This window comes from Psychrosphaera sp. 1_MG-2023, assembly GCF_030548245.1.
In the GTDB taxonomy this organism is placed as follows: Bacteria; Pseudomonadota; Gammaproteobacteria; order Enterobacterales; family Alteromonadaceae; genus Psychrosphaera; species Psychrosphaera algicola.
On record NZ_JAUORW010000007.1, the window covers coordinates 1 to 13,618 of the forward strand.

9 protein-coding genes are annotated in these 13,618 nt (G+C 37.7%); 6 read left to right on the top strand and 3 right to left on the bottom strand.

Going from position 1 to position 13,618, the window contains the following annotated elements; genetic code table 11:
- The first annotated feature begins 1,153 nt into the window (after positions 1 to 1,153).
- From Q4575_RS08060 to Q4575_RS08080, 5 genes are all read left to right on the top strand, one after another.
- Positions 1,154 to 1,768 (top strand): hypothetical protein, encoded by a 615-nt coding sequence (locus Q4575_RS08060; RefSeq protein ID WP_215965393.1) that lies wholly within the window; start codon positions 1,154 to 1,156, stop codon positions 1,766 to 1,768.
- Between the two features lie 40 nt (positions 1,769 to 1,808).
- Positions 1,809 to 2,747, top strand: coding sequence for a slipin family protein (locus Q4575_RS08065; protein ID WP_303522215.1), 939 nt, complete (start codon positions 1,809 to 1,811; stop codon positions 2,745 to 2,747).
- Positions 2,748 to 2,759: 12 nt separating this feature from the next.
- Positions 2,760 to 3,221 (top strand): NfeD family protein, encoded by a 462-nt coding sequence (locus Q4575_RS08070; RefSeq protein WP_303522218.1) that lies wholly within the window; start codon positions 2,760 to 2,762, stop codon positions 3,219 to 3,221.
- A gap of 117 nt (positions 3,222 to 3,338) precedes the next feature.
- The gene (locus Q4575_RS08075; RefSeq protein ID WP_215965396.1) at positions 3,339 to 6,044 is read left to right on the top strand and encodes a CHASE domain-containing protein; all 2,706 of its coding nucleotides are present in this window, start codon (positions 3,339 to 3,341) and stop codon (positions 6,042 to 6,044) included.
- A 75-nt stretch (positions 6,045 to 6,119) separates the two neighbouring features.
- Positions 6,120 to 7,322: an acyltransferase family protein gene (locus Q4575_RS08080; protein WP_303522221.1), complete on the top strand. Its 1,203-nt coding sequence runs from the start codon at positions 6,120 to 6,122 to the stop codon at positions 7,320 to 7,322.
- A gap of 108 nt (positions 7,323 to 7,430) precedes the next feature.
- Here Q4575_RS08080 and Q4575_RS08085 read toward each other — a convergent pair whose 3' ends face one another.
- The 3 genes from Q4575_RS08085 to Q4575_RS08095 all read right to left on the bottom strand — a co-directional run bounded on the left by Q4575_RS08085 (position 7,431) and on the right by Q4575_RS08095 (position 11,522).
- The gene (locus tag Q4575_RS08085; RefSeq protein ID WP_303522223.1) at positions 7,431 to 8,813 is read right to left on the bottom strand and encodes a Na+/H+ antiporter NhaC family protein; all 1,383 of its coding nucleotides are present in this window, start codon (positions 8,811 to 8,813) and stop codon (positions 7,431 to 7,433) included.
- Positions 8,814 to 9,048: 235 nt separating this feature from the next.
- Complete coding sequence (locus Q4575_RS08090; protein WP_303522224.1) at positions 9,049 to 10,803, bottom strand: diguanylate cyclase; 1,755 nt, start codon at positions 10,801 to 10,803, stop codon at positions 9,049 to 9,051.
- Between the two features lie 182 nt (positions 10,804 to 10,985).
- Complete coding sequence (locus Q4575_RS08095) at positions 10,986 to 11,522, bottom strand: transporter substrate-binding domain-containing protein (protein WP_303522226.1); 537 nt, start codon at positions 11,520 to 11,522, stop codon at positions 10,986 to 10,988.
- Between the two features lie 498 nt (positions 11,523 to 12,020).
- Here Q4575_RS08095 and Q4575_RS08100 point away from each other — a divergent pair, with 498 nt between their 5' ends.
- The gene (locus Q4575_RS08100; RefSeq protein ID WP_303522228.1) at positions 12,021 to 13,550 is read left to right on the top strand and encodes an EAL domain-containing protein; all 1,530 of its coding nucleotides are present in this window, start codon (positions 12,021 to 12,023) and stop codon (positions 13,548 to 13,550) included.
- Positions 13,551 to 13,618: the final 68 nt, after the last annotated feature.

Here is a 13,618-nt window from a genome sequence, read left to right on the forward strand (position 1 = left end):
AAAAAATGCTCGCGAATAAAACAACAACTTTCAGGGAATAAAACTTAACAACTATACAGTTAGACACAGCAATTGGATTTAGTTCAATAAAACGAGAAATAAATTTAAAGCTTTATTTTTAGGCGGTCAGGAGCTGTATTTTCGCTGCTTATTCCGACCTCAAATGTTAGGCAAAAAAAAGCGAGCATTAAAAAATGCTCGCGAATAAAACAACAACTTTCAGGGAATAAAACTTAACAACTATACAGTTAGACACAGCAATTGGAATTAGTTCAATAAAACGAGAATTAAATTTAAAACTTTATTTTTAGGCGGTCAGGAGCCGTATTTTCGCTGCTTATTCCGACCTTAAATGTTAGGCAAAAAAAGCGAGCATTAAAAAATGCTCGCGAATAAAACAACAACTTTCAGGGAATAAAACTTAATAACTATACAGTTAGACACACTCATTGCATTTAGTTCAATAAAATTCGAATTAAATATAGAGTTTTTAATTGGGGCGTTAAGAAATGGGGTTGAGGTTTTTAAGAAATTTAAATTTTAGGCAAAAAAAACGAGCATTAAAAAATGCTCGTGAATAAAACAACAACTTTCAGGGAATAAAACTTAACAACTGTACAGTTAGACACGCTATGTGAATTTAGTTCAAAAAAATCGAAATTATTTTCTCAACGACTTACTATTTACTAATAAACGCGAATATTAAGCAAAAAAAACGAGCACTAATAAATGCTCGTAAATAAAACAACAACTTTCAGGGAATAAAAACTTGAAACTATAAGGTTAGACAGGCTAATTTTAAAAAGTTCAAATAATTTGCAAACTAGTTTAATTAGGTGAGATTTCGTCTTGTTTCTGATGTAAAAGATCAATCGTTAATATTTAAATTAAAGGCAAAACGACAGATTTGACTTATGTGTCGCAGTAAGTTCGAACCCCTGGGCATAAAAAAGCTTAAGCACGACGTTAAAGCGATAGAATCGTAAATAACGACAATGTTGAATTTAAAGTAATAGGTCTGAGCGTTACGAGTCGGTAAAAAATAAAAAGCGGATTATTAAGTGCCAATAGGTTTAAAATAGTTAAACTAAGGTTAAAGGTAATGAAAGTTTATGAGAGAAAATTCATAAACGTTATATAGGGAGACTTCATTATGTTCACAAAAATTATAGCCACAATTTTTTTTAGCTTGCTTCTTTACGGTTGCACGACCCCCCCGCCAAAAAATGTAAATAACATTTGCGAAATTTTTGAAGAACGACCGGATTGGTGGGATGCAGCTAGTGATATGCAGGACAAGTGGGGAACCCCGGTGAATGTCATCATGTCTATGATGTATCAAGAGAGCTCCTTTAGAGCCGATGCTGCGCCTCCAATGGAGTATTTTCTCGGATTTATTCCTATTGGGCGGGCGAGCAGTGCGTATGGTTATTCTCAGGCTAAAACTGGTACATGGGATGAATATATAAAAGAGACTGGAAATAGTTGGGCCGACAGGGACGATTACGATGACGCTATTGATTTTATGGGGTGGTTTACAAATAAAACAAATAAAATCAATAAAGTATCGAAATGGGACGCTAAAAATCAGTATTTAAACTACCATGAGGGGTGGGGTGGTTATAAGCGTAAAACTTACCGTAAGAAACAATGGCTAGTTCGTGTTGCAAATAAAGTTGATAGTCGAGCTAAAACCTATGGACAGCAATTGAAAGGGTGTGAAGATTATCTAAATTCAAGCTGGTTGTGGCGCCTTATTTTTTATTGATTTTAGCAAGTAAATTAATTTAGGAAACTAGGAAATGATAATGGAAAGTATTTTTGAACATGTTTTAACGTTTCAATTTGCGTTATTGGTATTGATAGTTGTATTACTAAAGTCGTCAATTAAATTTGTACCGCAAAATAGAGCTTTTTTAATCGAACGTTTTGGTAAATTTAATAAGTCGATAGAAGCGGGTCTTAACTTTATCGTGCCATTTATTGATAAAGTTGCTTACGACAGATCGTTAAAAGAACAAGCTGTAGACGTGCCAAGTCAGTCCGCAATTACCCGGGACAATATATCATTGACCGTTGATGGCGTATTATATTTCCGTGTACTTGACCCATACAAAGCATCGTATGGTGTCGACAATTATATCTTTGCTGTTATTCAGTTGTCACAAACAACGATGCGAAGCGAAATCGGTAAAATGGAATTGGATAAAACGTTTGAAGAACGTGATAGTTTAAATAGTAATATCGTGTCTGCTATTAATGATGCCGCGGCGCCATGGGGTGTTCAGGTTTTAAGATATGAAATAAAAGACATTGTCCCACCTTCTTCTGTTATGGAAGCGATGGAACGACAAATGAAAGCTGAACGAGAAAAACGCGCGCAGGTTTTAGAATCGGAAGGTGATAGACAAGCGGCGATCAATGTAGCAGAAGGACAAAAGCAGGCCCAAGTATTGGCGGCTGAAGGTGAGAAAGCTGAGCAAATATTACGTGCTGAAGGTGAAGCACTCGCTATTATGCAAGTTGCCAAAGCTCAGGCTGAGGCGCTTGAAACGGTTGGTAATATCGCGAAAACAGAACAGGGTCAAAGTGCGGTTCAACTAGATTTAGCTACAAAAGCAATTGCGGCTAAACAAGCAATTGCTAAAGAATCATCTGTGGTTTTATTACCTGACAGTAGCACAGACGCGTCAAGCATTGTGGCGCAAGCGATGACCATAATTAACACACTAAACTCAAAAAAGTAAGGTGGAAAGCCAATGACGCTATTTAGTGAAACTTATCAAGTATTGTTAGCGGCGGGTCTTATACTCGCGGCCATCGATATTCTCGCTATGGGATTTGCTACATTTTTCCTGACTATTTTGGGTTTAGCCACTATATTGACTGGTATGTTAGTGTTCTTTGGCCTAATCGGTGAAGGTATGCTCGCCATAAGTTTGTCTATAGCGTTATTTTCTATCGTTTGTACGTTGTTGCTTTATAAGCCATTAAAATTATTACAAAGTAATTCAAGTGCTGCTCCGGCAACAGTACATTCAGACTTGACTGACATGACCTTCATTCTTGAAGACGATGTTGGACCAAATCTAGTAGTCAACTATCATTATTCAGGCATTGATTGGAAGCTTAAAGCGAATGAGCATATAGGCTCAGGGACATTGGTTGCTGTTTATAAACTTGAAGTTGGCGAAATGTATGTCCAACCTTTTACAGATTAGTTGAATATACGACGTAATGTTCACACTAGTAAATTTAAACCCTACTTTCTATCTTTTGAAACGAGATTGAGCGCCTATAGTAAACCTGTAGGCGCTTCCGTTGGTTAAAGGAATATTTTGAAAAACATATCAATTGTATTATTTGCATTTATTGCAGAATTTATTTTCTCGAAAATTGGGTTAATGTTTGCTATTCCCTTTGGCTTTGCAAGTTCTATCTGGCCAGCAGCCGGCATTTCGTTAGGTATTTATTTATTATTTGGGCGTCCTGCTCTTGTTGGTGTGTTCTTTGGTTACCTTCTCGCTGTCTATCACTCAGGTATGGCGTTTGATTTGGAAACATGGGCTCTGCCAGTGACCTTATGTGTGTGCAGTTTATTACAACTGATTATTACAAAACGCATAATATTCAAATATATAAAGCTACCAGTGGAGACCTCTAAGCTTTCTAAACTCGTTAAATTTTTGCTCATAATTGGACCGCTATCCTGTTTAGTTGCAAGTGCCTTAGGCGCGTCAATTCTTTATGTTGTAAATGATTTGAATTACCAAGAAGCCATTTTCACGTGGGCTATTTGGTGGGTCGGTGACTTTACAGGCGTACTTTTTTTTGCACCTTTAGTTCTATTTATTAAACCCAACGCCATTGTTGAAACCCCTGCACAACCTTTAAAAATAGTATTCTCTAACGTCATTGTTTTTTGTTTTATTAGTCTGCTGTTTGCATTCTCAAGTGATAAATATCAAGCGCAAAATCAATTAACATTTGAACAAAAAACAACAGCATTTATTAAGCAATTTGAAAATGCTCAGGAATCAATTAAACATCAACTTTTAGCATTAAGTGGCTTGTTTCAATCAAGTGACTTTGTCTCGCGTAATGATTTCGAAAACTTTAGTCAAAAAATAGCGGATAAAAATATTAATTTACGTGCTGTTGCGTGGATCCCAAAAGTAACCCGAGGCAATAGAGCTGCGTTTGAACAAAAGGCTAAAAGTGAAGGGTTCGACGATTTTGAGATTAAGTATCTTGCTGCTAAAGGGTTTAAAACATCCCCTCAAGCCGCCGTATATTTTCCAATTTTATACTCCGAACCGTTAAAGTCCAACAGAGCCGCGTTGGGGTTGGACTTAAATAGTCATCCGTCGGTAAAAAATGAGCTTCGCGAAGCAATGGAGAATGATAAGTTTACTGTTACCGCAACTCTACCGCTTGTGCAACAGCAAGATAAGTTCACTGGAGTGATTGTCTACTATCCGGTATATAAGTCAGGTGCGCTCGATCCTACTCGTCCTCATTTGGAGCAACTTCTTGGTTCGGTAGAGGCTGTGTTCGAACTCGACGTTTTGCTCCAAAATCTACCTGCCGCCGATCAAGACGAGTTTGCGTTTGAGTTTACGTATGGCGCGGGCAATACGTTTCAATCAAAGGGGTTTAACAGTAATGGATTGTTTTCCCATCAAGTCTTAGTCGATGTATTTGATAAACAAGGGACATTGCGATTTACCAGTTTAAAAGAGTTTGAAAGTCATTTAGTCGATTGGGCAAGTTGGTTGGTTGTCGTTGGTGGCACCTTGTTTGGGGTTGTCAGCATTATCTTTTTATATTCCATCACAAGTTTTAGTGCCAATTTAGAAATGCAAGTTTTGAAAAAGACTCAAGACTTAACTGAAAGTAATAAAAAACTGGAATTAGCGAATAGGGCCAAAACCATGTTTTTAGCCAATATGAGCCATGAATATCGTACACCACTAAATGCTATTATTGGGTTTACTGAAATTGCAAAACGACAAACCAAAGATGTTGAAGCAAGCAAATACCTAGGGAAAATTGAAGCCAGTTCACAAACCATGCTAAATATCGTCAATGATGTGTTAGATATTTCTAAGATCCAAACAAATGAGTTTGAGCTCGAAAATTCGTCGTTTCAACCAACTGAAAGTTTGAATCATGTCGCAGACATGCTGAGAGAAATTGCCCTTGGCAAAGGTTTAGATTTTATAGTTGATATTGATGACCTTGGTGATATTTGGGTCAAAGGTGATAATTATCGTTTTAAACAAATCGCAATTAATTTACTAAGTAACGCCATTAAGTTTACAGATAATGGGTTTGTTAAATTGTCCGCCACAGTTTTTAGTAAAACAGTTGATAGTTACCAGCTTCAAGTCGTCGTTAGTGATTCAGGTTTGGGAATTGAAGAAGATAAGCAAAAGATTATTTTTAAACCGTTTCAGCAGGCGGAAAGCACTACAACTCGGCGGTTTGGTGGAACAGGGCTAGGACTATCGATAGTCAACGAACTAACGCACTTAATGTACGGTGATATTCAAGTATCAAGTAAAGTAGGTGCGGGCAGTGAGTTTAGAGCAATGTTAATGTTTAGTAAAAGTGAGCCACAGATTCTAAAAGCCACCTTAGACGATAAAGAAGAGGTTAATGAAGAGAGTTTTGTTGGCTTAAATGTCCTTATTGTTGAAGATAATTTAGTTAATCAAGAAGTTGTTAAAAAGCAATTGGAGTCGCTTGGTGCGGTACCTTCAGTGAGTAATAACGGGCAAGAATGCTTAGATTATTTGCAATCAAACACGCCGGATATCATTTTGATGGATTTACAAATGCCGGTTCTCGATGGTTTTATGACGTCTAAAGCTATTAGAAATAATCCAAATTGGGATGGTATTTCAATCATTATCCTCAGTGCCAGCGTTACGCAAGAAGATAGGTTAATTGCAAGAGAATTAGGGATAAAGTCGTATCTTGCAAAACCATTTTTCCTAGAACAGCTCAAAGCGGTTTTAAGAGTCAACCTGCCTTCATAAGTCTGGGCGCGTTGTTGTACAAGTGCATTTCAAAATTGAAAAATATGTAGTTATCGAAAGTAGGAGATTTGGTTGATGAAAGGTTGGTTTAATCGATTTTCAGCCCAGATATTAGCCACTCTACCACCGCAAAGATTATTGTCTCTTGATGTTTTTCGTGGCGTTACGATAACGGCGATGGTGCTCGTCAATAATCCCGGTAGTTGGTCCTATACATATGCCCCTATGGCCCACGCGAAGTGGCATGGTTGGACCCCGACAGATCTTATATTTCCTTTTTTTGTGTTTATCATTGGCATATCTATGGCCATCGTTATGGATAGAAAACCCAAAACCCCTGAAATAAATACCAAGTTGATTAAAACAGCATTTGTCCGGGGAGCTAAATTATTTGCGCTTGGGTTGTTTTTAGCCGTTTTTTATTATGATTTTACAAATCCAAAATTTGATTGGCTCGAACAGCAAGTTATGTCTATTCGTATTATGGGCGTTCTACAGCGCCTAGGCCTAATATTTTTTGCAACAGTTTGCATTGTACTCTGGTTTAAACAAGTCGGCAGAGCGTTGGTTATGGCAACGTTATTATTAGGATATTGGGCGATATTGATGTGGGTGCCATACGGTAACGAACATACCGGCCTTTTTGTGGGGAAATTGGAATTTGGTAATAATATAAGTGCGTGGTTGGATGACACTTTATTTGCTTCTAAAAATCTCTATTTTTCTTCTGCAACGCCGTTTGCGTTTGATCCCGAAGGTGTTTTAAGCACGTTTCCTGCAATTGCCGGAGCATTAGCCGGGGTATTCACTGGTGAATTATTGTTAAAAAAACATATCCCTTTAATTAAGAAAGTAAAATTAATGTTGATTGCCGGAGGGGTATGTTTATTCGTGGCAAAAATTTGGTCTATTTATTTGCCAATTAATAAGTCAATTTGGACTTCAAGTTATGTGGTGATGAGCACGGGATGGGGCCTAGTTTGTTTAGGCGTGTTGACATACATCGTCGATATTAAAAAATTCAAATATTGGACAGCGCCATTTGTTATATTTGGTGCCAACGCCATTGCATTTTATATGTTCTCAGCGATAGTCGCGCGGTTACTTATAATGATTCCTGTTGCAGACACGACATTGCACGGCTGGCTTTTTCAAAAACTATTCCAACCCTTATTTGGGAATTATCTCGGTTCGTTGATGTTTGCTATTGCATTTTGCCTTGGCAGTTTTTTAGTTATGAAATGGCTCTACCAAAAGAAGATATTTTTTAAGGTTTAAGCAAATAGTAAACTTAAAATAGGCCTCAATTGAAATGAGGCCTATTTAGTAAATATTCTATATCTATTGGCATTACGCTGTTGAACACCCAAAGTAGTTATGGCGTCGCTAAATCATCATTAATCCCAACACAACATAACCGATGATCGATAGTGCACCACCAAATAGAGCATATGGGAGTTGTGTTTTAACGTGCTCTAATAAGTCACAACCAGACGCCACAGAGCTCACAGCGGTTGTATCTGAAATAGGGGAGCAGTGATCGCCAAATATGCCGCCACCTAAAATAGCCGCTAGAATTAGTGGTGCAGGAAGACCGATTTCGATTACAAGTGGCATTCCAATGGGGATTAATATTGCGAACGTTCCCCAGGATGTACCCGTCGAAAATGACATTAAACCGCCGGCAATAAATAACATGGCTGGGACTAGAAATAGCGGTAAGTTATCTGCGACCAAATTAGCAATAAAAGCACCCGTACCTAATTCTTTAAGGCTAGCGCCAAGTGCCAGTGAAAATAATACAATTGTCACTAAAGGAAGAAGGTCTGACATGCCTCGGAAGCCTAATGTAGTAGCCTCTTTATGATTAAACTTTTTAGAGCCAATTAACATAAAATACGCTGTTAAACAGGCAAGAGATGTCGCATATAATACGGACTTAGAACCCGAACCGTCGGTAAAATTACCATTTCCTGTTAAAAACATAAAACCGACCATAGACACTGACATAACGGCTAACGGTATTAACATAAAGGCTGGATGACTAGAGGGACTGGTTATTTCCGACTCTTGTTCGTTTAAGCTTGTATTTTGTTCCGCGACTTTCATTGGCCCGTGGGTCTTATCGGCGATGATGGTATAGAGCACGATAAGCAATGTGATAATTGGGTATAAATTAAAAGGGATTGTCTGCAATAAAATGCTCACCGTCGATTGTTCTAATTCATAAGCTCCCATTAGTCCTAATATGTAGGCTCCCCAACCGTTAAGTAAAATGAGGATACATATTGGTGCAGAGGTGCTATCGATAATATAAGCCAAGCGCGCTCGGCTCATTTTGAACTTATCAAACAGACCACGGGAGATAATACCTGCCATTAAAACACTTAAATTTGATTCGATGAAAATTGCCACACCGGTGAAAAAGGCTAGGAAACGAGCACGTCGAGGTGTACCGCTTAAACCTTTCTTAATTAAATAGTTGACCGTTGCCGTTACACCGCCAGATTTACGCATAAATATGAGTAAGGCGCCGACTAACATCGAAAATATTAAGATCCTGGTATTTCCCGGAGAACTAAAAACCGCCACAACACGGTCGATACCAGCCAATAAAAAATGACTAATAGCGGGGTCGTCTTGTTGTTTAAACATGAGCAGCAATTCTGAGCTAAACATTGCCAATAGCAACGCTAGAACAACTTCTTTTTGCCACAATACAACTATTATGGCGATAATTGGGGGAAGAACGGTTAACCACTCAGACACAAAAACTCCTCGTTCGGACACTTAGCAATTGTCTTTTTACTATTGCAGTAATGTTAACTGGTTCAAATAAAAAAGATAGTTAGATTCGTTAGACATCTGGAACAAAAGCGATAAAACGTATTGTGAGCGACAACGTGCGGTGAATTTACCGAAAAGCGCTAAACACCTGCTAAAAGATGCAATCACGCGCGAATAAACTAACTAAGGAGTTTTTAAAGCTCTTTGTGTCAAAGCTTTATTGGTTCACGAGTGCGAGTTGATTGGCAAAGACTTGATCTCGGCCACCGTGCTTAGCACCATAAAGCGCGTCATCGGCAAGCTGAATGAGATCTTCAAGTCTTACGGCTTTGACATTTTTACCATTAATATGAGAATCATGAGTACCAGCAACGCCGATGCTTGCGGTGATATATAAAGTCTCGCCACCATAATAAATGGCGCTAGAACTCACTGCGACTCGAAGCTTTTCTGCCAGTAGAATACCTTCTTTTTGATTTGTATCAGGCAGCAATAATATAAATTCTTCACCCCCCCAACGAGCCAAAATATCGCCACGGCGGGCAGTTCTATCTAGAACCTTCGCTATGTGAGTCAAAACCAAATCTCCAGTTGCATGTCCGTATTTGTCATTTAGTGACTTAAATTTATCAATGTCGAGCAATACAGCTGTGACGTCTTTTTTCTCGTGCCGCAATCGTTGCCAAAGTGGTGCAATAGCCTCTCTGAATCCTCGACGATTGTTTAGTGAGGTTAGTTCGTCAGTACGAGCATTTTCTTCGGCGATAATTTTATCTCGCTGTGCCGTCCTAAATCGTTCAGCAAGTAAAATGGCCAATAATATACCCTCTAAAGCCATACCGACTTCAATCGCTTTAAAAGTAAAGTCGTTGTAAGGCAAGATGCCAGCGACAGCAGAAGTGCTGATCCCAATGCATGAGGCAGCCGTTACAGATGCGAAGAAAAACAAGTTTGCCGAAGCTATGTTATTTTTTACTGCTTTAAAGCCCATAATAATAAATAAAAAGGCAAATGATGAATTAAGTGCAAATGCCAGTATCATCGAAATTTGGAGATTATTAAACAACGCCCCAATTAACATTCCAATAGGTATACTGCTTGCTACCCAAACCACAAATTTATTTAGTTTTGGCGCATACATTTTGGTTTTTAACGTTGTCCTCGCAAAGTGCAACCCAAATACACTGTAAGTAATCATCAAGGAGATATCCATCCAGTCTTGATATAACGGACCCAAATTAGGTGTGAATATGGTATGCAGTTGTCCTGTATAGGACAAGCTGTTAAAGACAAATCCAGTTAGATACAGTGCATATAACCCAAATTCATTTTGCCTAATTTTGATAAATAAAATGAAATTATATGCAGCGAGAGCAAACATCAATCCATAAATTAGACCATATTCATATGCCGTACTAATGTCACGTTGAATCGCTTGTTGAACCTCATCAAGCCTGATTGGAATAACCATAGGGCCTTTAGATTCAACTCTGATAAAAATCTCAGAATAACCAACTTCAAATCCAGTCTCAAACGCAAATACTCGATATTGCATCGGTCTTTCTTCATAAGGAATGCCGTCGCCCCCACTAACCGCACTTAAGGTTTTGCTGTTGTGGACAATATACGTGTCAACGTAGTCCAACCAAGGTGTTTCGATAGCCAGGCGGTAATTTAAATCTAAATGAGCGGGGCGATATATCCTTGTTTTCAACCATACTGTTGGTACCCCTAGACCAAAGGTGAGGGAGCTCCCAGTACTTTTTTTTACATTGCCTTGGGTAAAACGCAATTTCGCTTGTTCAAGGGTTAACCGTTGCCCGTCTATTTCTTGGAAATAGCTGACATTTTTGCCAATGGCGCCTGAATTAAAACGGTCGAGGTGAATTGTTTCTTCGGAAGTTGCTGAAAAACTAATGAGAATTAAAAGTAGCACTAGGATAGCATTCGATATTTGTTGAAAAACAAACATAATGTTTACTGCCTCGAATGTCGGTACTAATTTAAATGGGTGTCTAAATTTTAGAATAAAAAACTGTAATATGCAGTAATAAATCAACATTTAACCTTACTTCATAACACTTCGACGGGGTTACAAAGTTTATTCTGTTAAATGTTTGAGGTTTTATAATGTTAAGTTTTTGGTTATGTGTATTATTTCTCGTGCATTTTTAAGGCGTCAATTATCTTGTTGGCGTTGGCAATGTACTTTTCATTCTGCGCATTTTTATAACATACCATAGCTTCATCCGCTTCGTAGATAGGCTGCTCTTTGTTGTAGTAAGGAAGGTGTCTTTCCCCTATTTTGTGCTGCGCTGCAATAAGGTCAGGAAGGTATGCCACGATTGCATCTACACGTTCTCTTTTAAGCATTTTCAGCACAAGTTCGTCTGTGTTAAGTTCAACGTAATTTGCAAAAATTCGGTTACGAATATTACCAAAACCTAGGCCGCGCTTTAACGCAATATTTTTGTCGGCTAAAGATTGGTTTAGTAACGCTTTATTTTTAACAAATATGTACGCGTATATAGTCTTAAGTGGCTTACTCTGGATGAACCTTTCCTTGTTACGCATCTGGGCGGTACTGGCTGGAAAAATACAATCTACAAGTTTACGCTCAAACATTCGGTCTGCCCGAGCCATAGGTACAAAATCCAATATTGAATCTTCTAGTTGCCGGATAAAATTCATATAGTCGTTTGATAATTTTGAATTTACGTCAATAGCGCCGGGAATAATTCCAATGGTAACTTTTGTGACTGCATAGGATTTGAAAGACAGCAAAACCGCGCACATCAATGTGCACACGAGGAAAATTAAGTCCGTTTTGTTTAGCCGCGTCATTATTACCACTCTTGAAGCTCTGAATTCTTATTCAAGCAAATTGGGGATTAATATGCCAATTTAAAAAACTATAACTTATTAAATATTTGTTTGTCGCTATATTTTAGCTCTGTAAAATAAATTTATCTATGGGGATAATTTGTAACCTAAATTTCAATTGTTTGCTAAAATTTTCAATTATAAGTGCATTAAGGTGTTAAGAAAGCGTTAAAAATCAGTTAGTCTTAATTACTTAAAAAGGTAATGTTATGGTCAAACCAAGTTCAATGCATTATTAATGCTTTGCTTCTTTAAGTAACATTAATAGAATTGCTCAAAGGTAATAACCATTTACAAAAGGATTGTATGTCAAGTTCTTCCACAGCGTCTTTTGACCGAGTTGTTGCATTAGTTTCGGTTGTTATTTTAGCCGTTTTAATGTGGTTTTCTGCGTCTTTATATTTTGAAAATGATATTAAAAGGAAGTTAGTAAGAGAAGCCCAATCGGGTATTGAAAAGTTAGACATCATTATTTCAGAAGTCGCCGAGACTCTGCATCAGTTAAACAACATACCCGAACAAGATTGCAGCAAAGATTTACTAATTCAAATGCGTCGAGAGTTGTTTAAATCTAACTTTATAAATGACATAGGATTTATACGCAATGGCAAGTTGGTTTGCACAACAGGCTTAGGCGTCTTAGACAATCCGATAGATGCTGCTGATTCTGACTATGTGAGTTTAAACGGTTTTGAAGTTTCAGTTAACCATAATATTGCGCTATTTGATAACCTGTATTTAGCCAGTATCGCCCGCTTAAAATCTTATAACGCGGTTATTAGAGATGAGTCTCTAAATGGCTTAGTGGACAACCAATTTCATTGGCAGTTGGTATATCAAGATAATGGAAAAAACATTCACATTGTCGGTGAAAAAGGCATATTTCAGCCTGATAATTTGTCCACCTATTCTAATTTTGGTTGCAGTAAAAAAGCACCTTATTGTATAGGCTTGTTAAGTGACAAAGGTCAGCTATATAAACATTATCATCAAAGTCTTAATTTAACCTACCTACTTATTATTTGCTTATCGTTAATTTTTTACGTGTTAATTAGAAAACAATTACGTAAATATCGCTCAATAAAATCAAGAATTAGGCGTGGATTTGGCAATGATGCATTTTATTGCCTTTACCAACCAATAGTTGAATTGCGCTCAGGCAAGATTGTTGGGTGTGAAGTTTTGGCTCGATATAAAGATATTCAGGGGCATGTGTATCCTGATGAATTTATACCGCTAATTAACAAATTGGAGCTTACCTGGTCATTTACTGAAAAAGTTATTTTGGAAACGCTTAGAGATGTAGAGTTGATTGCCCCAGAATTGAAAGGGTTTAAATTTAACATCAACTTTTTTGCTAAAGATATATCTAGTTCACAAGTGTTGGAAATCCTTAAATTACCCGAATTGTTAGAGTCAAAGGTGCAGCTCGTTATTGAGATCACAGAAGATGAAAAACTGTCGACTCGAAGCAGTGCTAAAGCGCTTAAAAAACTTTCTGATAAAGGCTTTTTAATTGCCGTAGATGACTTTGGTACTGGCTATTCAAACCTTAAGCAATTACGAGACATTAGCTGCGATACACTGAAAATAGACCGCAGTTTCATCAGTGAGATGGAAGATGGTTCAATCCGTTCAACATTAATACCTCATATTGTGGATATTGCAAAACAGCTGAACTTAAAAATCGTCGCAGAGGGCGTTGAAAATGAAATGCAACGTTCAGCATTACTAGATGAAGGTGTGGAGTTTGCCCAGGGCTGGTTATTTGGTAAAGCGATGCCAATGGCAGAGTTGTTGGCATTAATAAAAAAGCAAGAGCAAGAGCAAGCTTAGGTTGTAGCCTTAATTAGAATATTCGGATGACGCTTAGACATAAAAAAACCAGATATAAGTTTTTATAT